The sequence below is a fragment of the Helicobacter anatolicus genome (assembly GCF_021300615.1).
In the GTDB taxonomy this organism is placed as follows: domain Bacteria; phylum Campylobacterota; class Campylobacteria; order Campylobacterales; family Helicobacteraceae; genus Helicobacter_H; species Helicobacter_H anatolicus.
The window spans coordinates 79,725-105,049 of sequence record NZ_JAJTMY010000002.1 but is presented as its reverse complement, the minus strand read 5'-3'; the positions used below and the strand labels follow the sequence as shown (position 1 = coordinate 105,049).

The 25,325-nt window shown below is 31.0% G+C and carries 24 protein-coding genes and 2 tRNA genes; 8 read left to right on the top strand and 18 right to left on the bottom strand.

Annotation, left to right across the window (positions count from 1 at the left end):
• Window positions 1-4 precede the first annotated feature (4 nt).
• From LW133_RS03215 to LW133_RS03185, 7 genes are all read right to left on the bottom strand, one after another.
• Entirely contained in the window at window positions 5-496 is a 492-nt protein-coding gene (locus LW133_RS03215) for a DUF6115 domain-containing protein (RefSeq protein ID WP_233076341.1), read from the bottom strand.
• Window positions 497-1,033: a hypothetical protein gene (locus LW133_RS03210; protein WP_233076339.1), complete on the bottom strand. Its 537-nt coding sequence runs from the start codon at window positions 1,031-1,033 to the stop codon at window positions 497-499.
• On the bottom strand, window positions 1,026-1,913 hold the full coding sequence (gene mqnP, locus LW133_RS03205; protein ID WP_233076338.1) for a menaquinone biosynthesis prenyltransferase MqnP: 888 nt from the start codon (window positions 1,911-1,913) through the stop codon (window positions 1,026-1,028). Before mqnP ends, LW133_RS03210 begins: the two co-directional genes overlap by 8 nt.
• Before the next feature lie 12 nt (window positions 1,914-1,925).
• Window positions 1,926-2,468: a DUF502 domain-containing protein gene (locus LW133_RS03200; protein WP_233076337.1), complete on the bottom strand. Its 543-nt coding sequence runs from the start codon at window positions 2,466-2,468 to the stop codon at window positions 1,926-1,928.
• Window positions 2,469-2,507: 39 nt separating this feature from the next.
• Window positions 2,508-3,794, bottom strand: a complete 1,287-nt coding sequence (locus tag LW133_RS03195) for a ComEC/Rec2 family competence protein (protein WP_233076336.1) — start codon at window positions 3,792-3,794, stop codon at window positions 2,508-2,510.
• 9 nt (window positions 3,795-3,803) lie between these two features.
• A complete protein-coding gene (locus LW133_RS03190) occupies window positions 3,804-4,382 on the bottom strand; it encodes a replication initiation protein (protein ID WP_233076334.1) in 579 nt (192 codons plus the stop codon).
• 755 nt (window positions 4,383-5,137) lie between these two features.
• Window positions 5,138-6,631, bottom strand: a complete 1,494-nt coding sequence (locus tag LW133_RS03185) for a replicative DNA helicase (RefSeq protein ID WP_233076332.1) — start codon at window positions 6,629-6,631, stop codon at window positions 5,138-5,140.
• A 194-nt stretch (window positions 6,632-6,825) separates the two neighbouring features.
• Here LW133_RS03185 and LW133_RS03180 point away from each other — a divergent pair, with 194 nt between their 5' ends.
• Window positions 6,826-7,995 (top strand): MFS transporter, encoded by a 1,170-nt coding sequence (locus LW133_RS03180; protein WP_233076330.1) that lies wholly within the window; start codon window positions 6,826-6,828, stop codon window positions 7,993-7,995.
• Here LW133_RS03180 and LW133_RS03175 read toward each other — a convergent pair whose 3' ends face one another.
• Window positions 7,996-9,420, bottom strand: coding sequence for a hypothetical protein (locus tag LW133_RS03175; protein WP_233076329.1), 1,425 nt, complete (start codon window positions 9,418-9,420; stop codon window positions 7,996-7,998).
• A 103-nt stretch (window positions 9,421-9,523) separates the two neighbouring features.
• Here LW133_RS03175 and LW133_RS03170 point away from each other — a divergent pair, with 103 nt between their 5' ends.
• Window positions 9,524-10,333, top strand: coding sequence for a YihY family inner membrane protein (locus LW133_RS03170; protein WP_233076328.1), 810 nt, complete (start codon window positions 9,524-9,526; stop codon window positions 10,331-10,333).
• Window positions 10,334-10,642: 309 nt separating this feature from the next.
• Window positions 10,643-11,341: a response regulator transcription factor gene (locus LW133_RS03165; protein WP_233076327.1), complete on the top strand. Its 699-nt coding sequence runs from the start codon at window positions 10,643-10,645 to the stop codon at window positions 11,339-11,341.
• A gap of 47 nt (window positions 11,342-11,388) precedes the next feature.
• Here the strand turns inward: LW133_RS03165 and LW133_RS03160 are convergent, their stop codons facing one another.
• Window positions 11,389-12,603, bottom strand: coding sequence for an aspartate aminotransferase family protein (locus LW133_RS03160; RefSeq protein WP_233076326.1), 1,215 nt, complete (start codon window positions 12,601-12,603; stop codon window positions 11,389-11,391).
• A 149-nt stretch (window positions 12,604-12,752) separates the two neighbouring features.
• Between LW133_RS03160 and sodB the strand changes: the two genes are divergently transcribed.
• From sodB to cmoA, 3 genes are read left to right on the top strand one after another with little or no spacing between them, the layout of a single operon-like run.
• The gene (gene sodB / locus LW133_RS03155) at window positions 12,753-13,391 is read left to right on the top strand and encodes a superoxide dismutase (RefSeq protein ID WP_233037226.1); all 639 of its coding nucleotides are present in this window, start codon (window positions 12,753-12,755) and stop codon (window positions 13,389-13,391) included.
• 59 nt (window positions 13,392-13,450) lie between these two features.
• The gene (locus LW133_RS03150; protein WP_233076324.1) at window positions 13,451-14,659 is read left to right on the top strand and encodes an MFS transporter; all 1,209 of its coding nucleotides are present in this window, start codon (window positions 13,451-13,453) and stop codon (window positions 14,657-14,659) included.
• Entirely contained in the window at window positions 14,649-15,365 is a 717-nt protein-coding gene (cmoA, locus tag LW133_RS03145; protein ID WP_233076322.1) for a carboxy-S-adenosyl-L-methionine synthase CmoA, read from the top strand. The genes LW133_RS03150 and cmoA overlap by 11 nt, the downstream gene beginning before the upstream one ends.
• Window positions 15,366-15,367: 2 nt before the next feature.
• Here the strand turns inward: cmoA and LW133_RS03140 are convergent, their stop codons facing one another.
• Window positions 15,368-16,396 carry a bifunctional 3,4-dihydroxy-2-butanone 4-phosphate synthase/GTP cyclohydrolase II gene (locus LW133_RS03140; RefSeq protein ID WP_233076319.1) on the bottom strand — a complete coding sequence of 343 codons (1,029 nt, stop codon included), beginning with the start codon at window positions 16,394-16,396 and terminating at the stop codon, window positions 15,368-15,370.
• A 134-nt stretch (window positions 16,397-16,530) separates the two neighbouring features.
• Here LW133_RS03140 and LW133_RS03135 point away from each other — a divergent pair.
• Together LW133_RS03135 and LW133_RS03130 are read left to right on the top strand one after the other, a co-directional pair.
• A tRNA-Gln gene (locus LW133_RS03135) sits at window positions 16,531-16,605 on the top strand.
• Between the two features lie 26 nt (window positions 16,606-16,631).
• Window positions 16,632-16,708 (top strand) — tRNA-Met (locus LW133_RS03130).
• 22 nt (window positions 16,709-16,730) lie between these two features.
• Here LW133_RS03130 and LW133_RS03125 read toward each other — a convergent pair.
• From LW133_RS03125 to LW133_RS03090, 8 genes are read right to left on the bottom strand one after another with little or no spacing between them, the layout of a single operon-like run.
• A complete protein-coding gene (locus LW133_RS03125) occupies window positions 16,731-18,374 on the bottom strand; it encodes an ABC transporter ATP-binding protein (RefSeq protein WP_233076318.1) in 1,644 nt (547 codons plus the stop codon).
• Window positions 18,371-18,574 (bottom strand): heavy-metal-associated domain-containing protein, encoded by a 204-nt coding sequence (locus tag LW133_RS03120; protein ID WP_233076316.1) that lies wholly within the window; start codon window positions 18,572-18,574, stop codon window positions 18,371-18,373. Before LW133_RS03120 ends, LW133_RS03125 begins: the two co-directional genes overlap by 4 nt.
• 10 nt (window positions 18,575-18,584) lie before the next feature.
• Complete coding sequence (locus LW133_RS03115) at window positions 18,585-20,783, bottom strand: heavy metal translocating P-type ATPase (protein ID WP_233076314.1); 2,199 nt, start codon at window positions 20,781-20,783, stop codon at window positions 18,585-18,587.
• A gap of 39 nt (window positions 20,784-20,822) precedes the next feature.
• Entirely contained in the window at window positions 20,823-21,530 is a 708-nt protein-coding gene (pssA, locus tag LW133_RS03110; RefSeq protein WP_233076312.1) for a CDP-diacylglycerol--serine O-phosphatidyltransferase, read from the bottom strand.
• A complete protein-coding gene (locus tag LW133_RS03105) occupies window positions 21,527-22,126 on the bottom strand; it encodes a phosphatidylserine decarboxylase (RefSeq protein ID WP_233076310.1) in 600 nt (199 codons plus the stop codon). The genes pssA and LW133_RS03105 overlap by 4 nt, the downstream gene beginning before the upstream one ends.
• Window positions 22,126-24,018, bottom strand: a complete 1,893-nt coding sequence (ftsH, locus tag LW133_RS03100) for an ATP-dependent zinc metalloprotease FtsH (RefSeq protein WP_233076308.1) — start codon at window positions 24,016-24,018, stop codon at window positions 22,126-22,128. The genes LW133_RS03105 and ftsH overlap by 1 nt, the downstream gene beginning before the upstream one ends.
• A 9-nt stretch (window positions 24,019-24,027) precedes the next feature.
• Window positions 24,028-24,918, bottom strand: a complete 891-nt coding sequence (locus LW133_RS03095; protein WP_233076303.1) for a 50S ribosomal protein L11 methyltransferase — start codon at window positions 24,916-24,918, stop codon at window positions 24,028-24,030.
• On the bottom strand, window positions 24,911-25,285 hold the full coding sequence (locus LW133_RS03090) for a chemotaxis response regulator CheY (RefSeq protein WP_233037209.1): 375 nt from the start codon (window positions 25,283-25,285) through the stop codon (window positions 24,911-24,913). Before LW133_RS03090 ends, LW133_RS03095 begins: the two co-directional genes overlap by 8 nt.
• Window positions 25,286-25,325: the final 40 nt, after the last annotated feature.

Below are 25,325 nucleotides of genomic sequence, written 5' to 3'. Positions count from 1 at the left end.
TTCCTTAAATATCTGCCAACTTTAATGTAAATTCTACTTCGCCACGTCCTATACGCAACTCTTTTGCAATAGAATCTATACTCCAACCTTCCTGAAATAACGCAATAATTCTTTTTTCATCTACATCGCTATCACCACTTAAATAACCAAAATCACGCACTCTATTCTCAAGTTTTATGATTTTTTCTTCAAGATAATTTCTCTCGTTTCTAATATTCTCTTTCATTTCCTTTAATTGTTGATAAAATTGATTAAGTCCTGATTCCACATTATTTTGAAATTCATCTCCCATTGTCAATCGCACAAACTCTTCTTTTACTTTGATTTCTTGTATATTTCTTTGTAATTGATGTAGCTCATTTGTGAATTTATCAATACTCTCTTCCAAAAGTGCATATTTTTTGGTATTTTTTTTGTCCTTTAAATAAAGATCTACAACGACGCATAGCAAAATAAAAACTATTCCACTAATCCCCATGATCACTTCATTTATCATTTACTCTCCCTTTAAATATTTTTGCACTCTTATTGTTGCCATCTCTGTATTTGCAATATAGCTATCAAAATCTTGAATATCCCTTGCTTGCATCTTTGTAATCTGTAAAATATTTACACTCAACGCCTTAGCAAAAATCGCTATAATTCTATCAGAAAAACTTGGTAAAACAAAACGCAAATAATAAATACTCCCAACCTCTAATATCTCATCTTCCAAAAATAACACTCCATGCCCTAGAGCTAAAATATTACTTTTTGATTCCAAGGCAACAAGATCAAGTTCCTGTCTAATCATTCTATGTTCTAATCGAGAGATTTTTTTATACAATTCCATCAAAATCTCCAAAACCAAAGTATCCTCACCCCTATCTTTTAATTTATTTCCCCAAGGATTTACATCCTCATACGCCGCACCAATTCTAAAATACTCCTCCAGAAACTCTTTTTTTTCAAGAGAAAATTCCACTGCAATAACACTTTCAACTACTCTTGTATTTATCCCTCTATCTTTACAAAATTCATAAAGCTTATGCATAATACATCCTTGCCAAAACATCTAGAATCATAAATCCTAAAAACACAAATCCCAAATATCCATTTGTCACAAAAAATGCCTTAGGAATATTTCTAAAATCTTTAAAAACAATATATTGCTCATAAACTAACATAATTGCAGAAATTGTCAATCCAACAAATGCAAAAAAACCTCCTCCACAAAGCAAAACAAACAATAACCAAAATATCACCGCAAGAATATGTGAGATTCTTGAAACCACAAGAGTTTTTTTCTCTCCAAATTTTGCAGGAAAAGAAAAAAGGCCTTCTTTTTTATCAAACTCTAAATCTTGTAGAGAATACAATAAATCAAATCCTGCAACCCAAAACATTACCCCTAAAGATAATGCAATGCTCCATATAGGCACCATACCAAGCATAGCAATAGCTCCAGAAATAGGTGCTAAACCAAGACACACCCCTAGTACATAATGAGCTAAAACACTAAAACGCTTCACATAAGAATATCCTGCCAAAATCACCAAAAAAACAAACGAAAGAAAAAAAGCAAGAGTGTTAATAAAATAACTCGCCATTACAAACAAAAAAGCATTAATAAGACAAAAAACAATTTGTGCAGCCACTCCTACTCTTCCATCTACACTAGGGCGACTTTTGGTACGAGAATTTTTAGAATCAATATCGCGATCACAAAAACGATTAAAAGCCATTGCAAAATTCCGCGCCCCAATCAATGCCACAATACACCATAAAAACAACTTAAAATTTTCCCAAAAATCCCATTGATCTAAAGATTTTTCATAAAGAGAAATCACAATTGCCATAAGACTAAAAGCTGCAGAAAATACCGTATGTTCAAACATTACCAATTCACTAAAATTTTTTATTTTTCTAAACATCTTTTATCCTAATTATTTAATTCCTAAAGATACAACTTTTTTCAAACCATCAGAAACATTCATGTCAGTTTTTCTAATTTTATCTTTTGGCACACGCAGCAAGATTCCGGAAGTAGGATTTGGTGTAGTAGGAACAAAAACCCAAAAAAACTCCTCTTCTTCTTTAGTAATAAAGCCAATCACATCATTTCCTGCAAGACTTACAAATGCTACACCCAAATAACTCTGCCCCCCAGAACCACTAAACATTTTAACCATATCCTTCAAAACTGCATACACAGCACCAATCCCTGGAATCTTTTCAATCACAAATTCTGAAATTTTTAATAGCAAAAACTCACGATTTTTTTCCAACAAATAACCTGCATAAATTAAAGTTAAAAACATCACAACAAGCACAATAGAAGTACCCAAAACACTATTTGACGTTGTGTTAAAAACAAATTGCACAATATAATTTACAATACTAAAAACAAAAGATAAAATCCATATCAAAATAACAAAAGGCAAAATTACTAAAATCCCCTTGCCCAATAAACGAAAAATCCATTTCATAAAAACTCTTTTTATTTTTATTATATAAAAATTTTTACCTCATCTCAAAAGAAATCTTATAAACAAAAAAACATAAAATATCACACTAACCCCTAACGCTCCATAAAAAAATTTTTTAGAAAAAACCGCAAAAACACATAAAGACATATAAAAAAACAGCAAATACCATGGCGCATAAAATTCTATAAAAGGAATATCAAACTTCAATGCTTCTATATAAACTTTATCAAAAATCCCTCCGATTCCAAAAATATGGGCAATCAATACTATTGGAAAATAAATTACAAACATTAAACTAATAAGAATCGAGATAAATTGATAAGGTGAAAAATAAGGAAAATAAAAATGCACTACAATACCCATCAATAAAAATATACAAATATCAAACCATAAAACATAACTCCACCATCTTTTTTTAGGGATATGCTTCACAAAAAGTAAAATAAAAAATACTCCTGATGCAGACAAAATAAATCCAATATTAAAAATAAAGGAAGGAAAAACTGCTAAACAAATCACTACAACAATCCCTAACATTTTAAATGATAAAATTTTCACACCACTAAAATAAAAAAAATAACCCAATAAAGCCATCAAAAATGCCCTAAAAAATGCAGGTTGATAATCCAAAAATACAAGATAACCATACATACACAACAATACTAGAAACCCTAAATCATAAAAAATATTACGATAGGTAAAATAGTGCTTTTGAAAGAATTTATAAAACAGAGAAAATAACACAAAAAGGATTCCAGAAAGCACTCCCAAATGAAAACCGCTAATTGCAATAAGGTGGGCTATTCCTGTAACATTTGAAAAATTTCTCCATTTTAAATTTACTCCATCACCAAAAAACAAAGCTTTATATAAAATTGCACTATCTAAATCCTCATGCTGCTTATCAATAAAACCCCGCAAAGGTTTTTTATAATCTTTATCAGGAAGTAAACTAATTTTATAGGCCTGAAAATAGCAGCTTTTTAAAAATTTCCAGAAACTACACCGCCCTATTTTCCCATATACACGCACTTTACGATAAGTAATGTCTTTAAGATCTTCAAAAGAAGTAAGATAAAAAGTATAATTTTTACTATCTTGTAATTTTAAAACAAAATATTTTTTATCATTTTTTTCTTTAAGATACTGAATCTTAACTTCACCTCTAATTTCATAAGCATCGGGCTGTTGATAAGATTTATAATCCTTATAGGCACTAAAAAGATTATAAAACAATACTCCGCCAAGAAAAATAAAAAAAATAATCCATTCTTTAGAGTTTGTAAAAATTTCCCCACTAAAAGGGCTTGATAATAATTTTTGCAAAACAAAAACTTAAAATCTAGATGGCATTTCTATAGATTCGCCTAAATTTTTCTCATCATAATTTTTTGTAGCTTGATAGGACTTTTCTTCTGCCATATCCTCCCTACTCGCCTTATTTTCAAATCTCGTAACTTTCTTACTAAATTGTAAGGGTACATCTCTAGTTTCCCCAAATTGACAAGTTATATAGTATTGTCCTTTTTCATATTCAATAAATTTAAAAATTGGCATTACTTTAAAAACATTTTTTTCATTCATTGTGTTTTTGTCTAACAATCTAAAATCTTCCACATAAACTTTTTTTGCCATCGAGTAACAAATATCTCGTAAATATTTATGTCCCATACTTGTTGATTTCCATTGCCATATTTCAAAAATTTCACTAATCGGGATTTGAAATATTTTAAAAAAGGTTTCATTTTCACTATTTAAATGTGCAATTATCCACATAAAAAGTTTAATTTCATTAGCATTCATATCATATTTTGCATAAACAAAGCGATTGTCTTGGGTTACTATAAATTTTTTAATTTTTTGTTTAATAATTTTTTTGTTAGAGGTCTTAGTAGTTAGGGATTGCGTAGTCATTAATAATATCCTTTTAGATAGCTTGAAGATAGAAAAATCTTATACTTAATATTATTTGCATAATACCTCTTTAATATTTTACCTTAAAGAAAAAATAAAGGTGATAGTATTTTAATTATTTTTTTGCCAAGAAGAATTAAAAAAAATTTTTGATTTTGCCTTTTAATTCATTTTTTTATTCAAGTAAAGGTATGGTATAGGGTAATTCATTTTAAACGATTTTTAGGCTAATTCTGTGCGTTTTAAGATATGTTTTTATTTTTATCTAGCTTTAATTAAAAATTGTCTTTTTGCTTTGTATTTTTTTGCCAAGAAGAATTAAAAAAAAATTTTTGATTTGCTCTTGTTTAATATAAGAATCTTGTTTAATGATTCTTGTTTAAGAGGTGTTTTTAGTGCTTTAAACTCCGTAAAATAGGGAGGTCATTTTTCTAAAAAATAGTTTTTTTATTTTAAAAGATAGTTTTTTTATTCCATTTTTTGCCTTAAAAGATAGTTTTTTTATTCTAAAAAGCTTAATTTTTGTCTTTTTGCTTTGTATTTTTTTGCCAAGAAGAATTAAAAAAAAATTTTTGATTTGCTCTTGTTTAATATAAGAATCTTGTTTAATGATTCTTGTTTAAGAGGTGTTTTTAGTGCTTTAAACTCCGTAAAATAGGGAGGTCATTTTTCTAAAAAATAGTTTTTTTATTTTAAAAGATAGTTTTTTTATTCCATTTTTTGCCTTAAAAGATAGTTTTTTTATTCTAAAAAGCTTAAAATCTAGATGGCATTTCTATAGATTCACCTAAATTTTTCTCATCATAATTTTTTGTAGCTTGATAGGACTTTTCTTCTGCCATATCCTCCCTACTCGCCTTATTTTCAAATCTCGTAACTTTCTTACTAAATTGTAAGGGCACATCTCTAGTTTCCCCATTTCTATTTTTTGCAACAATAACTAAAGCATCACTACTCTCACTTTGTAACATGTCTCTAAGTTTAGCTTTCAAAGCAAGAGTATCTTTCCCTGCTTCTGTTTCTTTTGTAATTTTTTGCTCCAATTCCCTCTTAGCATAAACCTCATGACGATATAAAAATAAAATAATATCTGCATCTTGCTCAATAGAACCAGATTCTCGCAAATCTGACAAAATAGGTTTTTTATCATCTCTACTTTCTAAAGAACGATTAAGCTGAGAAAGTGCAATGATAGGGATTTCTAATTCTCTTGCCAGAACTTTTAGCCCCCTACTAATCTCACTTACTTCAAGATGGCGATCTTTTCCACTTCCTTTCATGAGCTGTAAATAATCAATTACTGCAAGTCTAATATTTGGATTCTTAGATTTTAATCTTCTAAGTTTGGAGCGTAATTGTGTAATACCTAACGCCCCTTCATCATCAACAAAAAACTCCTTTTCTCGCATATAATTTATACTATTTGTTAGTTTTCCTATTTCATTTTCATCAAGCATTCCTATTTTTAGCTGTTGTAGACTAATAGAGGTTAAAGAAGAAAGCATTCTTAACATTAATTGTTCAGCAGGCATCTCTAAGCTAAACATTGCCACTCCTATATTGTGATTTAGAGCGTTTTGTATCATATTTAAAGCCAAAGTTGTTTTTCCCATCGATGGTCTTGCACCAATAATAACCAAATCCCCTTTATTAAAACCAGTAGTAACTTTATCAAGATCAGTAAATCCTGTGGGAACACCTGTTACTATCTGATTTCCATTTTTCTTTAATTCAAGTATCATATTTGCAGTAGATTCTAAAATATCTGACATTTTTCTAAAATCTTTTTGTGTAGTTTGTGTAGAAATTTCATAAATCTTTTTTTCAACACTCTCTAATATAGTGTCACTATCTAACTCACCTATTAAAGACTGCTCTCTTAACACATTGGCTAAAGCGTGTAGTTCTCTTTTTAAAGAAATATTTTTTAATTCTTTAATATAAGCTTCAAGATTTCCAATAGGATTTGCTGCAAAAATCGCAACATATTCATTCTCGCTAACTATTTTTTGATTTAAACGATTTTTTACAATTTCTTCATCTATAGGATTGCCCTGTTTATAAAGATTGACACAAATATCAAAGATATGGCGATTTGCAGGATATGCAAAATCTTTAGATTCTAAAGCATCAACAATCCCCTCAAAAATACTAGGGTCAAATAGTATTGCACTAATAATCATTCGTTCTAAATTTGCATAATATCCATTGCCATCATTTAATACAGCAATTTCATCTAGCTTTGCCATTACTTCGTCCTAATTTTAAGTATTTTTGTGATATTAACATGAATTTAATTAAAAAAAATTTATGCTACACCCTTATGCAAAAAAATATTTTTATAAAATCACCAGAATCTAATTTTTGTTTTTATAGATTCATAGAGCTTTGCTACAATAAATAAATATTATCATTTGCTCAAATATTCAAAATACAGGATCACATGAACACAGTACAAAAAAATAAAATTTATTGGATTAATCTTATTACCATTATTCTTATTAGCCTTAATTTACGCGTACCCATCACCTCCATTGGACCTATTGCAGATTTATTACAAACACACTATCAACTCAATGCTACACAAATTAGTCTACTTACCTCTCTCCCACTTTTTGCATTTGGCAGCATTTCTTTCATTGTTGCTTTTTTCCAACCTCTAAAAGCAATGATTTTTGGACTCCTTTTTATATTTTTTGGAGAGATTTTAAGAATCTTTGATTCTAATTATGCACTTTTTATTGGCACTATGATTGTGGGAGTAGGAATTGCAATAGCAAATGTATTGCTCCCCAGCCTTATCAAAGCCAAATTTCCGCGACAAATTCCAAAAATCATGGGATTTTACAGCCTTGCACTTAATATTTCTGCAGCACTAGGAATGGTAACAATTATTCCTCTAACCCATATTATTCCCATTCCTTATACTCTATTAATTTGGAGTATTTTTGCAATTTTAGCCATCATAAGCTTTATACCACAAATAAAAAATAACAGAATTACAAGATTTCAAGGCAAAAAAATTGATATTTTTTCTATTTTTAAAAAACCTGATGCATGGAAAATCAGCTTTTTCATGGGACTTACAAGTTTTTTAGCTTATAGTTTTATGGCTTGGTATCCTAATACAATAACATCACTAGGCTATGACAAAAACACCACTGCACACCTTATCTTTCTTTCCCAGTGCATTGTTATTCCTTTTTCATTTTTCGCCCCTATAGTTTTAGGAAATATCGCAAAAAATTATCGTATTTATTTTATTATCATTTTATGCAACTGCTATACTCTAGGCTTTTTACTCCTCTCTTTTTCTCAAAATTTCTGGGGAGTAATACTAGCTACAATTCTTACAAGTATCCCTGTTGGTGGCGTTTTTAGCATTGCTCTACTTTTTATTTCCTCAAAAAGCTCTAGCGTAAAAATTGCTACCAAACTCTCTGCGATGGCGCAAGGAGTGGGATATTCTTTAGCTTCCTTTGGACCTCTAGCAATAGGAGCAATTTATGATTATTTTCATAATTTTCAAGTCGCTCTTATTCTTTTGGCAAGTTGTGGCGCGATTTTAAGCATACTTGGAATCTTTGTACATAAAATCTCACCTATCAAATAATTAAAAATTATATTTTAATTCCGCCATTACGCGGATTTTATTTAAATCGCCAAAATAAAAAGAGCTTGCCATTGATAAGTCAAGTTGTTTGGTAAAACTATATTTAATACTTGGTGTAAGTTCAACAAAACTCAAATCTCTAAATTTATCTTTAGTATTTTTAGAATTTTGCACTGCATTTGTAAGAACAAAATTATTTTTTCCTGTAACATATGCAACATCTAAGGCAATTTTTAATGGAAATTTAAAACTATAATCTGTTGTAGCATAAATTACTTGAATATCAGAATCTTTCTTACTTCCAGAACTTAAAAAACCAAACCCCTCATAAGTTGCAGTAAAATTACTAAGCCACATTTTTCCCACTACATCAAGCCCACCTTTTGAAGTCATAAGCACTCCATATCCATCGCCAAAACTCTTCAAAAATCCCGCCTTAATCCCATATCCAGAGATTTTATAGGATAAAGAAATATTATAAACTCCACGATTTTTAGCTTGATCTTTTAAAGTATTTTTCAAATCACTATAAATACTTTTCCCTCGATTACCCCCAAGCAATAAATTTGGTGTTGTATTCAATCCTGCCATAGCAATTTGTGCACGAACCCCAAACTCCCCATAATCTCTTTTAATTTTATATTGTCCATCAAGAAAAAGCATATAATCAATAAAATTTACCGCATTTCCAAAAGTCACATTAAAATCCAATCCTCCAAAAATATTTTTTCCACTAGCTCCTAGTAAAAATAAATCATTCCCAATCCCAATTGCTGCTGCCTGTTGATTGCTCAAAGTAGTTGTATCTGAGGCATTTGCTTTTGGATTACTCTGTCGAATTACATAAGCAAAATTATCACTCATCCAGCTATTAGAATAAGAAAAAAAGTATTCAATTCCTTGATATTTTAAAGAAATGTGTGCACCAGAAGCCATATCTAAATTTTTATCATTTAATGGGCTTTGCAAATTCATTCTTCCTATATCAAATTTTAATTGCAACTTTTCAAAATCCATTTGCTTACTTGCATAAAAAACCCCAATTCCAAAACGATCTGAAAAATTGTCATTATAAGCCACACCACGACTTCCTTGCACAGATCCATGAGTTACACTTCCTACATCTGGAGTGCTTGTACCTTGAGAAAAAAATAATCCTCCTGTAACACTATAACCATATATCGCACCCGTTGTTACATCTAATTTAATACGATATTGTTGCGACATTCCCTCACCATCACGCCCAAAATTTCCAAAATACCTAGCAAAACCAAAACCATTAAATTTTAAATCACTAAACATTTTTTTGCCAATAGATTTAAAAGAATTTTGCTCTATTTTTTCTACTTCTTTAATCTCTTCTGTTTTAACTTGATTTGCACACAAACCAAAAAAAGCAGATAAAAATAACAATATTTTTTTCATTTTTTACTCCAAAATCAATTTGCGAAAAAATTCTAAAAACAAGCTGTAAAAATAAAAAGTTTTTTAAGTAAAAATTATGTAAAATTTACCAAAAGGAATAAGTTTGATCAAAAAAATTAAGCATAACATTATTGTTATTTATAATTTTCTCACCCATGAGCAAGAAATTTTATACTATGCTGCGAGTCTGAGCTTTTATACAATTTTTGCCATTATTCCTCTCCTATTTATCGCATTTTCTATTGTTTCTAATCTACCGAGTTTTCATGGAAAAATCGAAGATTTAAAACACTGGATTTTTTCTTACATAGTGCCCACTAATAGTGAGATTTTAAGTAACATGTTAGATACTTTTATAACAAACACTCCTAAAATGGGAATGGTAGGGGTTATATATATCGCTTTTACTTCTTTATTTTTTTTCAGAAATTATGAATTTATTACTTCAAGGATGTTTAACTCTAAACCACGCAAGCTGTTAGATTCTTTAACAATGTATTGGGTGTTTATCACATTTTTTCCCATCATGATAGCTGGAGTTTTTTATCTTATTAATATTTTTGGTACTTTGCTAAGCAATGCTTTTCATTTTTTTTTATTTACCAAAATTGCCTCATGGATGACAACTTATTTTTTATTTATTCTGCTTTTTCAACTCTCTGCTAATAAGGCACTAAATAAAAAAATTCTTTTTCTCTCCTCATTTATTTCTGCAAGTGTTTGGCAATTTTTCAAATGGGGATTTATATCATATATAGCCTACAATAAGGCATATCCAAGCTTATATGGCTCAATCTCCATACTTCTTATTTCTATGTTATGGATTTATCTTTTTTGGACAATTTTATTATTTGGAATGAGGCTTTGCGAGGGAATTAATATTGCTACAGACATAAAAAAAGACATTACCTAAAAATATAAAGGTAATGCCTCTAAAAATAATTATCAATCTTTTAATAACTTAACAAAACAAAAAGGAGAGCGACGCACAACCTATAGCAAAGAAAGGAGGGGGAGGTAACCTTGCTATACTGTGCGTCGAGTCAGCTCTTTGGCTGACTGGTAGAATTATAATCATAGTTTTTATACACAAAGTAAACAAAAAATAAAAAATGATGAATATTAAAAATAAAATAATGCTTAAATTAATTTAAATTTATGTTATAATTTATTTTATTATAAGAAGAAATATAAATACTAAGTTCCATAGAGGATAATACAAATGCGTATCTTGCTAATCAATGAGCTAATCAACTTAATTAATGAAAAACCCAATACTGAAGAAGCCAGAGCTATTAAAGATTTCATTTCTTTTTTTATAAAACGCAATTATCAAACAGATACTGCGGGAAATCTTAAAGATGGTCACTACTATATTGGAATACGACACTATGATGTGGTTCTTTTAAGCTTAGCATGTAAAGAAGATGTTTCAGAGCTCATTGCAGAAATCAAAGCAAAAAATGCAAAAACTGTTATTATTGTTACTGATAAAAAAAATAATCCGGAATCAGAAATTAAAATTTTCAAACTAGGTGCAGATGATTACATCACTGAACCAATTGATAAAAATGCCCTTATGGCAAGAATTGAAGCAAGATTATCTTTTAATGACACAGGAGCAATTGAATTTGGCGATCTTGTTATCAATCCAGAAGAAGAACGTGTTGCATACAAAGGTAAAGAGATTGAAGTAAAAGGCAAACCTTTTGAAGTACTTACACATCTTGCAAGACATAAAGATCGTATCGTGTCTAAAGAACAATTATTAGATGCAATATGGGAAGAACCAGAACTTGTGACACCTAATGTTATTGAAGTTGCAATCAATCAAATTCGCCAAAAGCTTGACAAACCTCTCAAAATTTCTACCGTGGAAACCGTAAGAAGAAGGGGTTATAGATTCTGTTATTCTGAATGATTTTATGATCTAAAGATCATAATCCCCTCCCCTATTTTTTATCTTTATTATTTTATATTTTTATATTTTTCTCTAACTTTTTGACATGCTTTTTTCAAACGCTCAAATCCCAGTTGCATTTCTTCCTCAGTTATTGTCAATGGAGGCAAAAATCTCACAACATTGCGTCCTGATCTTAAAACAATCACTCCCTGCAAAAAAGCATTTTGCAAAATATCTGTTTGTATTTCTATACTTTTTGCTTGCAAACCTCGCATCATCCCCAATCCCGTAACTTCATTAAAAAGATCTGCATAATCTTCAAGTATTGCAAACAAATAAGAATCAAGTTGTTGTATATTTTTTTCTAAAAACTTATGATTTTTATAAGATTCTAAAATTTCCAAAACCTCAAGACCTGCACGACAAGACAATAAATTTCCCCCAAAAGTGCTTCCATGATCCCCTACTTCAAACACATCTTTTAGCGTCGTAAGCACTGCTCCTATAGGAATCCCTCCTGCTAGTCCCTTTGCCAATGTAATAATTTCAGGCTCTATTTCATAAACTTGACTAGCCAACATCTCACCCATCCTAAAAACACCTGTTTGCACCTCATCTATAATCAATAAAATATTGTTTTCTTTAAGATATTTTGCTAATTCTTGTACTTGTTTTTTGTCAAATGCATAAACACCCCCTTCTCCTTGTATTAATTCAAGCATTACTGCACAAGTCTTATCATCAATCAAACTATACACATCATACAAATCTTTAGCAATCTCAAAACCTTCAGGAAATGGTGCAAAATGTTTATGAAATTTTTCTTGCCCAGTAGCACGCAATGTAGCCAATGTTCTACCATGAAAACTAGATTCTAAAGTAATAATTTTATAGCGACCCATCTTGCCATCTTTTTCACCAAATTTTCTTGCAACTTTAATGGCACATTCATTAGCCTCCGCACCAGAATTACCAAAAAAAACTCTCGCATCAAGCCCGCTAAGTTGCACAATTTTTTCTGCTAATTTTGCTTGCAATGCATTTAAATAAAGATTAGAAACATGAATTAACTTATCCACTTGATCTTTGATTGCATTATTTAGTTTTTCATTACTATGTCCAACACTACACACCCCAATTCCGCTACCAAAATCTATATAATCTTTGCCACATGCACTAAAAAGCCTTGCCCCCTTACCATATGAAAAATCTACCAACCCTCTATTGTAAGTAGGAAGAATATATTTTTTATCCAACTCTATCAACTCTTCAAGCTGCATTTTATTTCCTTTGAAATTTTTCTAAATTATAGCCAAGTTATTATCTACTTTTATTTTTCATTATTTATTTAAAACAAAACATATTTAGTTACAATGATGCATCCAAACAATTTTTATGGATGAATAAATTTCAAATCAGGAGACTTTAAATGTTTGAACTAAGACAATTACCTTATGAAAAAGATTCTATGGGGGATTTTTTAAGTCCAGTGACTTTTGAATACCATTATGGAAAACATCACCAAACTTATGTAAATAACCTTAACAATCTTATTAAAGATAGTGAATTTGCAAATAGTGATCTATTTGACATTATTACAAAATCAAGCGGTGGACTCTTTAATAATGCAGCACAAGTTTATAATCATGATTTTTACTGGGATTGCATTGCACCACAAACAAATTCAATGAGCGACTCATTAAAGGCTGCTCTAGAAAAAGAATTTGGTTCTACAGAATCCTTTAAGGAAAAGTTCTTATCTAGTGCTACAACTTTATTTGGTTCTGGCTGGTGCTGGCTTGTATTGGATCCTGCAAGCAATAAATTAGAAATTATTCAAACTAGCAATGCTGCTACTCCTATCACACAAAATAAGATTCCTTTACTTGTAGTAGATGTGTGGGAACATGCATATTATGTTGATCACAAAAATGCAAGACCTGCGTATTTGGAAAAATTCTACAGCCATATTAATTGGGAATTCGTCTCTCAAGCTTATGAATGGGCTTTAAAAGAAGGTATGGGTTCTGTAAAATACTATATCAATACCTATGTAAGAGGCAAGTGATACTCTTGATTTATTAATAAGTTGCATATACAATTTGTAAAATATTTACAAGGATTGTTATGCAAAATAAAACCTATGAAGAGTTGCTTTTTTACTTTACTGAAAGTAAAGTTTTTAAAGCTTCTCTTTTTTCCATTGCTGCAACGACAGTTTTGGGTGCAACAATTATTGCCCCCTCACTACCTGCATTACAAAATCATTTCTCACATATCGGGTATTCTATTGAAGTTCTCTCTAAGCTTATTCTAACAATCCCTGCTCTTTTTATGATGTTATTTTCTCCAATAGCTGGCTTTATGTATGAAAAATTCAAAAAATTAAATATTATTTTTATTTCTCTTTTTATTTGGAGTCTTGCAGGAATTGCTGGATTTTTTCTAGACAATATTTATTATATTTTATTTTCACGCTCTATTCTTGGTATTAGTGCAGCATTTTTAATGACGGGTATTGGAGTTTTATTAGCTGATTATTATACGGGTATAAGAAGAGAAAAAGCACTTGCACTACAAGGATTTTTTATGGCATTTGGTGGAGGAATCTTTTTGATTCTTGGGGGATATCTTGCAGATTTAGATTGGCGTTATCCTTTTTTAGTATATTTTCTTGGAATCTTAATTTTGATTTTTGCATTTTTTCAGCTCTTTGAACCCATTAAACACACACATAATAACCACACAAAAACACTTCACCCTCCATTTAATTTTACAAAATTTCTCCCTGTATACATCATGGCAATTTTTTGTATGACTTGCTTTTATATCGCACCCACACAACTTCCATTTTTTATGACCCAAGATTTAGGAATCAGGCAATCCAATATCGGAAAATGCATGGCTGCAGCATCTGTTGCTATGGCAATTGGTTCATTACTCTACCCCAGAATAAGAAAAATTTTTAATATCTATGAGATTTTTTTTATTGCTTTTAGTATTTTTGGTATAGGTTTCGCCTGCATTAGCCTTTTACATGACTTTAAAAGTATTTTAATTGGCTTTGGATTAATAGGGGTTGGCATTGGTCTTATCACTGTAAATAACAATGCTTGGCTTTTTAGTCTTGCTTATGAATATGAGCGTCCTAGGGCATATGGGTTTTTAGCAAGCTCATTATTTATGGGACAATTTATCTCTCCACTTCTTACACAAATTTTTGTACATTATATTGGAATGGTCAAAATGATTGGTGTTTTTTCTCTCATGATTCTTGGTTCTGGTTTCTTATTTCTTTTATTTTCCTTAAAAAATGGAGGAAAAATTGAAAGATAATCTCTTTGCACAAGACTATGGTAAGCAATTTGAATTTGATTCTAAGGTTGCTAGTGTATTTGATGACATGTTGACACGCTCTATCCCTTATTACAACACCACACTTGAACTTAGTATCGATTTTATTCACTATCACATCAAAGATAAAGCTATGCCTATCATCTATGATCTTGGTAGCTCTACAGGGAATTTTTTACTTTCACTCAAACAAACTCTTCAAAAAGAATCTTTGCTTTATGGACTTGATAATTCTCCTGCAATGATACAAAGAGCTATGGAAAAATCAAAAGCCTATGGCTATGATATCCATTTTGAATGTCAAGATTTTTTAAAAACAAATTTTTTAGATTGCGATGCAATTATTGCACACTACACCATACAATTTATTAGACCCTTATATCGTGAAAAACTTATCCAAAAAATTGCTAACGCACTTTACAAAAAACAAGGAATTTTTATTATGAGTGAAAAAATGACCACTCAAGATAAAAAACTTGATAAAGAAATGATTGATCGTTACTACTGCTTTAAAAAACAACAAGGTTATAGTATTAATGAAATTACAAAAAAAAGAGAGGCACTAGAAAATGTACTTATCCCATACACATTAGAGGAAAATATACAGATGCTAAAAAATTGTGGTTTTAAATCCATTGAAGTGCTTTTTAAATGGATTAATTTTGGCACAATTATCGCCAAAATCTAACTTCATACTTCAATAGTTTCTTGGATCTTAAGATCAAAACCGCCCAATGCACTATATTCACGAGAAGAAGAAGTAATCAATCTAAAGCTATCAATTTGAAGGCATTTTAGAATCTGTGCCCCAATTCCAAAATTTTTTACCACTTCATCCTTACTACCATTATCACGCAAGAAAATCAAATATCCCCCATCATTTTTCAGCTTTTCTACTGCACGCATCAAAAAATCAAACTTTTTTTTATCACTCAATATTATATAATCATCTTGAATAATATGAAATCTCACTAATGGTATCTGTACCCCTGTACCATCGAACCGAAATACAATATGTTGGCGATCAAAATGATCTTTAAAAACTTGTTTTTTACATTTTGTATCCATAAAGGATTCTATGTTTTCTTCTAACATTTGTAATAAATTTTCATGCTTCATGCGATAAGACACTAAGTCAGAAACATATAAAGTTTTTAAATTATGTTTTTTTGCAAAATCTAAAAGAAACTTATCCCCTCTTCTTGCCATCGAACCATCTTCTTTCATGATTTCACAAATTACACTCACAGGCTTCAATCCCGCAATTTTACACAAATCTACGCTTGCTTCTGTATGCCCTGTTCTTACCAAAACCCCTCCTTCTTTAGCAATTAATGGAAAAATATGTCCGGGCCTCACAAAATCATCAGGAGTACTGCTATCATCACACATCAACTGGATTGTCATATCTCTTTCAAAAGCCGAAATCCCTGTTTTTGCCTCTTTTGCATCAATAGAAATTGTAAAAGCTGTTTCATGATTAGAATCATTTTTTGCAACCATAGGAGGTAAATCAAGTTTTTTTGCAAGTGAGTTGGTAATAGAAACACAAATTAAACCTCTTGCTTCTTGAGCCATAAAATTAATTTTTTCTGGGGTGCTAAAAATACCTGCCAATACCAAATCTCCCTCATTTTCTCTATCTTCATCGTCCATAATAATAATCATTTCTCCATTACGAAATGCCTCAATCGCCTCTTTTATCCGTACATGAAACATAGCTTTCTCCAAAATTTTAAATTATAGTTATAATACAACAGTATTCTGAATTATTTTTAAATTACTATTGACAAGAATAAAAAAAAATATTATAATACCATTTCTTTTTTATTGATTATCATGAGTCTTCAGATTGGGGTATCGCCAAGCGGTAAGGCACCTGGTTTTGGTCCAGGCATTCAGAGGTTCGAATCCTTTTACCCCAGCCACTTTTTCGATCTTACTAGATTATTATCGCGGGATAGAGCAGTCCGGTAGCTCGTTGGGCTCATAACCCAAAGGTCGGTGGTTCAAATCCGCCTCCCGCAACCATTTTTTATTAAATCTTTTTTTATTATTTTTTTATTACTTTTCCATCTTCAAAATAAAAAACTTTATTTGCTAATTCAATCGTGCTTGGTCTATGTGCAATCAAAATTACAATTTTATCTTTTGCGATTTTTGAAATTGTTTCTTTAATAGATTCTTCAGTTTTACTATCTAAAGCAGAAGTAGCTTCATCTAAAATCAATACTCTAGGGTTTTTATAAATCGCTCTAGCAATAGCAATTCTTTGACGCTGACCACCACTCAAATTTGACCCAAATTCATCTAAAATCGTATGTATTCCTTGTGGCAACTTCTCTACAAAATCTAATGCATCAGCTTTTTTTAACGCTTCTTGCACTCTTTGCTCATCAATCTCACTACCATAAGCAACATTTGCCAAAACACTATCATGGAAAATAAAAATTCTTTGTGTCACAATAGCCATCTGCTCACGAATACTATACTGCGTAAAATCTTTTATATTTTGCTGGTTAATACAAATCTCCCCACTAGTACAATCATATAATCTTAACAAAAGATTAACAAGACTACTTTTACCACCTCCACTTTTTCCCACAAATGCTACAATATCATTAATTTTTAGTTGCATTGATACATTTTCCAATGCCTTGTGCTTGCCATACTTTAATCCAACTTGTTTAATATCAAGTACTTCAATCAATTCTTCAAGCTGCTTTGCTCCATCCTTAATCAAAGGAGTTCTTTCTAAAATTTCAAAAATTCTATCACTAGCTACACTTGCTTCTTGATAAGAACTCACCATATTTACCAGTCTTTTTATCGGTGTATACATCATAAAAAGTGCAGTAATAAAAGAAAAAAATTCCCCTGCACTAAGATTGCCAGATATAACCTCCCTGCCTCCCAAATAAATAATAAGTCCAATTGCAAGTGCACCTAAAAATTCCATAATAGGTGTATTTAATTGCCCCCAAAATGCACTTTTCAATCCTAATTTAAAAAAAATCTCATTTTGTAAAGCAAAATTTTTAGCTTCTATTTTTTCGCCATTGTTTGCCTTAATAATCTCTATATTGTTAAAAATTTCTGATAACTTCGCGGTAATATCTGAGTTTTTTTCCTGATTTTCTTTAGCAATTTTTTTAATTTTTTTAATAATACGACTAAGTGGATAACTTGCAAGTGGCATAATAATAAGTCCAATAAATGCTAATTTGGGACTTTGATAGATTACAACACCAATCAATCCTACCACCGTAAAAATCTCTTGTGCAGCCTGAGCAAAATAATTTGAAACACTTGCTCTAATTAAACCAATATCATTTGTAATACGCGCAATCAACTCCCCATTACGCATGCTATTAAAAAAATTAATTTCCATTTCTAACATTTTTTCTAACATTCTATTGCGTACTCTTCGCACAATATCTAGGCCAATGTAATTCATAAAATAAGTCTGTACCAATATCCCTATTCCCTTTCCTGAATACGCAAGTATCACAAATAAAGGAAGTATGATAAGCATATGGGAATCTTTTTTAATAAAAATTTCATCTAAGGCTGGTTTGATAAGATATGCTCCCCAAGCAGTACAAGCTCCCGTCAAAGAAGTAGCAAGAATTGCAATTGTAAAAAATAATTTATATTCTCTGATATAGGGCCAAAAACGAAAATAAAATTTTTTCATTCTTTGATATCAAATCCACTATCTAAAATAGCTTCTTTAATATTATTTTCTAAGCTAGATGGTTCAAAAACTACTTTAACTTGAGCATTTTTTAAATCCACGTCAACAAGCTCTACACCATCAATTTCACCAACAAACTTTTCAATCTTATCAATACAATGATTACATTTCATTCCTACTACATGAAAAACTTTTTCCATTTCTCTATCCTTATTTAATAAATTTAAATGCTCTCAATCTCTGTGCATTAAAAATAACACTGAGACTACTCATACACATCGCAAAAGCTGCTATCATTGGATCAAACATAATATTCCAGTGATAAAGCAATCCACACGCAATGCTAATGGCTATTATATTATAAAAAAATGCCCAGAATAAATTTTGCTTGATATTTAAAAAAGTTTTTGCAGATAATCTAATTGCATTAACAACACCATAAATATTGTTATTTAATACCACAATATCTGCTCTTTCCTTAGAAAGATCATTACCTCCACCCATTGCCAAAGAAACATCAGCCAAAGCTAAAGCTGGTGCATCATTTAATCCATCTCCTATCATCATTACCTTCATACCACTTGCTTTTAAATCCTCAATTTTATTATATTTTTCATGAGGTTTAAGATTCCCAAAATACATATCAATCCCTAATTTTTGTGCCACATTTTGAACAACCTTTTCATCATCGCCACTTAAAATCATAATTTTAAATTTCATAGATTTCAAAATATCAATTACTTTTTTTGCATTCGCCTTAATCTTATCCTCTAAAAACAAGATGCCTAAAATTTTTTCTTTACCATTTTCTACACTACCAATAACAACACTTGTATATCCTGATATATCTATTTTTTCTTTGAAAAATTCTTTATTCCCCATTTTATAACAAATTCCATCAATTACCCCCTCTATCCCCATGCCTGCAGTATTTTTAATTTCAGAAGCCTCTTTTGCTTTAACCTGCAAATTATCTGCATATTGTATAATAGCTTTTGCGATAGGATGCTCACTTCTTTCTTCCAAACTCCTTGCAATCTCCAAAAGTTTTACAACCTCCATTTGAGGATCAAAAATTTCTACCTTGCAAACTTCTAATTTTCCTTCTGTTAATGTTCCTGTCTTATCAAAAATTATCATGTCTACTTTATGTGCATTTTCCAAAATCTTAGAATCTTTAAAGAGCAAAGAATTTTTAATCCCCTGTGTACTTGCAATCAAAATTGCCATTGGGGTAGCAAGTCCTAATGCACAAGGACAAGAAACCACCAAAATATTTATAAACATCTTTAATGCAAAACTAAAATCCTGTTTATATACCCACCAAAATACCATGGTACAAATTGCCACAACAATTACAAAAGGTACAAAATAACCAGATATCACATCTGCAAATCGTGCAATAGGAGCCTTAGTATCTTGTGCTTTTCGCACAAGTTTTAAAACTTCTGCAATTGTGCTATGTTGAGAATCTTTTTCTACTTTTACAATACAACCTTGATCTAAGATTATCGTTCCTGCCAAAACACTATCCCCAACAGTCTTATACACCGGCAAACTCTCTCCGCTAATCATAGATTCATCGATATTTCCCCCACCATCTTGAATAATTCCATCTACAGGAATAGTTCCACCAGGCAAAATTTTTAATATATCACCCTTATAAACATCTTTTAACAAAACCTCTTGAAATACTCCTTGAGAATCTTGTCGCAAAGTAGTTTTTTGATAAAAATTTAACACTAAATTCAATTGTTCTAAAGATTTTGTTTTAGCATATTGCTCAAGATATTTACCCAATAAAATGAGACTAATAATCACACATACACTTTCAAAATATAATGCAGAAGCCACACCATCAAACATTAATTTAATATAAATAAATAAGCTATATAAAAATGCTGCACCACTTCCTAATGCTACCAAACTATCCATATTTGGACTGGAATACACCAATGCGCCAAACCCACGGATATAAAATTTTCTCCCCAAATGCATTACCAGCAAAGTAATCACAAGTTGCAAAGAAGATGAAAGTTTAACTCCTAATAAATTTTCAGCACTCAAAGCCTCACTAAACATCCCAAACATCGAAAGATATAAAATTACTATACTAAGAAATAAACTTAAAATCACGCGTCTTTTAGGAGTTAAAAATACATCATCCCATTTTTCAATAGAACTTATTTTTTTTTCTTTTTGTGCATTAGGAGTGTATCCCATTTTTAAAATCTGTGCAAAAATACTATCTAAACTAATAAGATTTTCATCATATTCAACACGGGCATTTTCACTAACTAAATTAACCTCAATAATCTTAATCCCTTTTTTTCTCTTTAAAGAACGCTCAATTCCACTAGAGCACGCAGAACAAGTCATTCCCTTAATTGAAAAAAACACTTCTTTCATTGCATAACTCCACACCCAATGATTCTAAAAATTACTTTTTTATTTTTTAAATAAGATTTTTATGATAACAACAAACAGCCAACGGATAATCCCATAAAAAATATAAAGTGTCATTAAGGCGCCAATCACTTCTTTAGGTCTAAGATAAATCGCCCCCAAAATCAAAATCAAAATAACAAAAATTTTTAAATTCCATTTGGTTTTTTTAAAACTTGGATAACGAATATTACTTACCATCAAAATTCCCAAAAGAAGCATTAAAAACAAAAGCAGGTATTGCATATTCCATTTTTCTAAAATATTGTATTGCAAATCAAGCAAAATCCATAAACTAATCATAATAGCAGCACTAGGAATTGGCAATCCAATAAAAGAACTAGGTTCTGCATTAGTTGTACTAATATTAAATCTTGCCAATCTAATCGCACCAAAAATCACAAATAAAGCACTTACTACAATACCGTATTTACCATATGCAATCCCGGAATAAAAATACAGGAGCATAGCAGGAGCTACTCCAAAAGCCACCACATCAGCCAAAGAATCAAATTCAACTCCAAATTTACTGGTAGTATTTGTCAATCTTGCAACACGTCCATCTAGACCATCTAGTATCATTGAAAAAAGTATCAACCAACAAGATAGCTCAAAAACACCTCTTGAAGCAAACACAATACTTACAATACCCAAAAAAATACTTCCTGCCGTAAAAAGATTAGGCAAAATATAAAGAGGATTCATATTCATTTTACATATCCTAAAATAGTTTCCCCACCTTTAATTTCATCTCCTACATTAATTCTCGCATCTAAAAAACTATCCTTAAAAGTCACTTGAAGTGTGCCTAATTTACAAAATCCAATTCTATCAGCCATATAAACATCTGTAAGGGTATAAAAACTCGATTTAAAAAACTCAGGAACAACTATTAAATCAAACTTATCACTACTAAAATATATTTTTGTATTCATAGCTTCTATAATACTTGATGATAAAAATGTTGTTTTTAAACCATGGGAAGTTTTAATCTCTATATTTTGCGTTGTATAAGGTGCACGAATTAGTCCCACATTCACCCAATCAATCCGCACTACTATAGTGATATATCCTCCTTGATATTGGATATCTATAATCTTCCCATCACAAGGTGCCAAAACTACATTTTCTGACCTTTCGGCAGGATATCTTTCTGGATTTCTAAAAATACAAGCCCATACAATCAAAAAAAATAATGAAAAAAAAACAACAATTTCTAATTCAAAAATAAATGCAAAAATAAGGATCAAAATACCTATAGCAATACCCTTAACCCCCTCTTTTGCCAAAAATTGTGTTCTTGTCATTACAATTCTTCTCGCTCTACTAATTTAGTCTCTAACTGATGTTCCACCTCATACTCTCTAATAATTTCTCTTACACGCTCACCATCAATCACTTCTTTCTCCAACAATTCTGCAACCATTTTCTCAATTGCATCCTTATAGTCTGTCAAAAGTTGTTTGACTGCAGTATATCTTTCATTAAGCGTTTCTTTAATATGATTATCCATTTTCTCTGCAATCTTTTCGCTAAATTCTCTAGATGAACCCATACCGCCACCAAGGAAAGCATTTCTAGGTTTTTCTAAAACCATTAAGCCACTGACATCTGTCATTCCATAATAACTCACCATGGACTTTATAATATCTGTCGCTCTCTCCAAATCATTACTTGCACCAGTAGATATTTCTTGTAAAAATACATCTTCTGCTGCACGCCCACCAAGCAAAACATCTACTTCAGCAATCAATTCATGTTTTTGATAAAGATATTTATTTTCCTCAGGAGTGTTTAATGTATACCCAAGGGCTGCCATACCACGTGGAATAATGGAAACCTTATTTACACGACTAGCACCTTTAGTCATTTCAGAAATTACTGCATGTCCACTTTCATGATATGCAACAATTTGTTTTTCCTTTGGAGAAATTCTACGCGACTTTTTCTCAAGTCCTGCAATTCCTCTTTCTACCGCCTCTTTAAGATTTTTTTGTGTAACTTCTTTTTGATTTGCTCTTCCTGCCAATAATGCAGCTTCATTAATAATATTTGCAAGATCAGCACCCGCCAACCCAGCTGTAAGTTTTGCAATTTCATGCAAATCTACATCTTTTGCAAGTTTAACAGAGTTAATATGCACTTTCAAAATCTCAATTCTGCCATTAAAATCTGGTTTATCTACCAACACTTGCCTATCAAATCTCCCTGGTCGTAAAAGTGCGGGATCAAGTACTTCCGGCCTATTTGTAGCCGCCAAAACAATTACAGGAGCCTCTGAACCAAAACCATCCATTTCTGCCAACAATTGGTTAAGTGTCTGTTCTCTTTCATCATTCCCACTTACAACTCCTCCTGCTGCACGAGATTTACCAATCGCATCAATTTCATCGATAAAAATAATACTAGGTGCCTCTTTTTTTGCAATCTCAAAAAGGTCTCGCACACGACTTGCTCCAAGTCCTACAAACATCTCAATAAAACTACTTCCACTCATTGAAAAGAAAGGCACATTTGCTTCACCCGCAACAGCTTTTGCAAGTAATGTTTTCCCTGTCCCTGGAGGTCCTACCAGCAAAACACCCTTAGGAATTTTTGCACCAATAGAAGCATAACGATCTGGATATTTTAAAAAGTCTACAATTTCTACAACTTCCTCTTTTGCTTCTTCATTTCCTGCCATATCTTTAAAGCGTACATTTGGCTTTTCTGCATTAATGAGCTTTTTGGAACTCCCCATACCAAAAATACCACCACCCATATTTTTCTGCATTTTTGAAGTAATAAAAACCCAAAGAAAAATAATAATTAAAAATGGAAGTAGCCAACCTAACATATCTGTAAAAAAATTTGTTTCACTAAAACCACTATAGCTAATATTTTTTTCATCTAAAAGAGCAACTAAAGAAGTATCTTGAACTTTTTTAGCTACATAATACACCTTTTGTCCATTATGAAAACCTACCGCCTTAACAAGTGTTTGACCAATTTTCACTGAAGTAACTTCATTATTTTTGATTAATTGTTTGAATTGGTAATAGTCAATATTTTTGGTAACATCTCCTCCTATTTTTTCAAAAAATCCACCTTCCCCAGAGCTTGTAAACCTCACCAATAAAACAGCAATAATTGCAAAAATAATAAACATTAATATAGGATTTTTTTGATTTGGTTTTTTGTTATCTTGTTTCTGTGCCATTTTTTCCCCTTATTTTTTAATCATCTTTAAAGCCACCCACTCATCCTGCAACTTTGCTTCTTGTAGCTCAAAATTTTTAAATTTATCAATTACACTATCTTTATATTTTTCTAAAATTCCGGACAATATTAAAACTGAGCCACTTTTTAAGGCTCTATTGAAATCATTATATAATATTTTTATAACATCTGCCAAAATGTTTGCCACAATAATATCATATCCTCCTTCGCTCTTATCAATACTTCCCTCCCAAATCTTATCTATACTTTCATGATTTAAAGTAAAGTTTTTTAAACTTTCCTTTACTGCCAAAGAATCTGTATCGCACATATGTACAATTGCACCATTTTTTTTAGCCACCAAAGATAAAATTCCGCTACCACATCCAACATCAAGCAAAGTTTTTCCTTGTAACGAAAGCTTTGAAATAAAATCAATACACATAGAGGTTGTTGCATGATGCCCTGATCCAAAGGCAAGTGCAGGATCAATCATAATATTTACAGCATCCTCTTTTTTAGGATACCAACTTGGATGAATATAAAACCCATTACACTCTATAGGCGTAATTCCTAAGCGATATTGATTTATCCAATCCTCATTTTTCTTTTTGTCCAAAGCATAAGCAAAACCTATTTTTTGCTCCATACGCTCCGATAATAAATGACTGTATTTTTGAAGTTTTTCCAAAAGCTCCAACACTTCTTCTTCTTTTTGACAACGCACAATGATAGCATCTCCCGAAACACTACCATCAATATTGAAATACTTAAAATCTAAATTTTTAGGATATTTAGAGACCTCTTCTATTGCCTCATTTGTAATTTCTAGAATAAAATCTGTATACAACTCCAAATAAGCATTTGGAATCACAAACAGTTCAAAATAGTTTTCAATCATTCAAGCCTAAAACCGCTTCTAATTTTTCTTTTAAAACCTGAGGAGTAAAAGGTTTTACAATATAATTATTGACACCTGCTTTTAATGCTGTGATTACCTCCGCTTTACCGCCTTCTGTAGTTACCATAATAATAGGAATATCTTCATAACGTGCATCAGATCTAGTTTTTTTAACAAGCTCCAATCCATTCATCTCTGGCATATTCCAATCAGTAATTAACACATCGATCTTTTCTGAACCATTTAATATTTGCCAAGCCTCTACTCCATGTTCTGCTTCTAAAATATCTTCATAACCCAAACGCTGCAAAGTATTTTTAATAATCCTTCTCATTGTAGAGCTATCATCTACGACAAGTAATTTCAAGCAAACTCCTTCATTGTATTCTAATCTTCTTCATTATAAA

Excerpts from the sequence above, each read along its gene's own strand:
- LW133_RS03190 (WP_233076334.1), bottom strand. The coding sequence starts at position 4,382 with ATGACTACGCAATCCCTAACTACTAAGACCTCTAACAAAAAAATTATT.
- LW133_RS03180 (WP_233076330.1), top strand. The coding sequence starts at position 6,826 with ATGAACACAGTACAAAAAAATAAAATTTATTGGATTAATCTTATTACC.
- LW133_RS03215 (WP_233076341.1), bottom strand. The coding sequence starts at position 496 with ATGATAAATGAAGTGATCATGGGGATTAGTGGAATAGTTTTTATTTTG.
- LW133_RS03125 (WP_233076318.1), bottom strand. The coding sequence starts at position 18,374 with ATGAAAAAATTTTATTTTCGTTTTTGGCCCTATATCAGAGAATATAAA.
- LW133_RS03210 (WP_233076339.1), bottom strand. The coding sequence starts at position 1,033 with ATGCATAAGCTTTATGAATTTTGTAAAGATAGAGGGATAAATACAAGA.
- LW133_RS03140 (WP_233076319.1), bottom strand. The coding sequence starts at position 16,396 with ATGTTTCATGTACGGATAAAAGAGGCGATTGAGGCATTTCGTAATGGA.
- LW133_RS03120 (WP_233076316.1), bottom strand. The coding sequence starts at position 18,574 with ATGGAAAAAGTTTTTCATGTAGTAGGAATGAAATGTAATCATTGTATT.
- pssA (WP_233076312.1), bottom strand. The coding sequence starts at position 21,530 with ATGAATATGAATCCTCTTTATATTTTGCCTAATCTTTTTACGGCAGGA.
- mqnP (WP_233076338.1), bottom strand. The coding sequence starts at position 1,913 with ATGTTTAGAAAAATAAAAAATTTTAGTGAATTGGTAATGTTTGAACAT.
- LW133_RS03115 (WP_233076314.1), bottom strand. The coding sequence starts at position 20,783 with ATGAAAGAAGTGTTTTTTTCAATTAAGGGAATGACTTGTTCTGCGTGC.
- LW133_RS03105 (WP_233076310.1), bottom strand. The coding sequence starts at position 22,126 with ATGACAAGAACACAATTTTTGGCAAAAGAGGGGGTTAAGGGTATTGCT.
- sodB (WP_233037226.1), top strand. The coding sequence starts at position 12,753 with ATGTTTGAACTAAGACAATTACCTTATGAAAAAGATTCTATGGGGGAT.
- LW133_RS03160 (WP_233076326.1), bottom strand. The coding sequence starts at position 12,603 with ATGCAGCTTGAAGAGTTGATAGAGTTGGATAAAAAATATATTCTTCCT.
- LW133_RS03175 (WP_233076329.1), bottom strand. The coding sequence starts at position 9,420 with ATGAAAAAAATATTGTTATTTTTATCTGCTTTTTTTGGTTTGTGTGCA.
- LW133_RS03200 (WP_233076337.1), bottom strand. The coding sequence starts at position 2,468 with ATGAAATGGATTTTTCGTTTATTGGGCAAGGGGATTTTAGTAATTTTG.
- LW133_RS03095 (WP_233076303.1), bottom strand. The coding sequence starts at position 24,918 with ATGATTGAAAACTATTTTGAACTGTTTGTGATTCCAAATGCTTATTTG.
- LW133_RS03150 (WP_233076324.1), top strand. The coding sequence starts at position 13,451 with ATGCAAAATAAAACCTATGAAGAGTTGCTTTTTTACTTTACTGAAAGT.
- LW133_RS03165 (WP_233076327.1), top strand. The coding sequence starts at position 10,643 with ATGCGTATCTTGCTAATCAATGAGCTAATCAACTTAATTAATGAAAAA.
- ftsH (WP_233076308.1), bottom strand. The coding sequence starts at position 24,018 with ATGGCACAGAAACAAGATAACAAAAAACCAAATCAAAAAAATCCTATA.
- LW133_RS03185 (WP_233076332.1), bottom strand. The coding sequence starts at position 6,631 with ATGGCAAAGCTAGATGAAATTGCTGTATTAAATGATGGCAATGGATAT.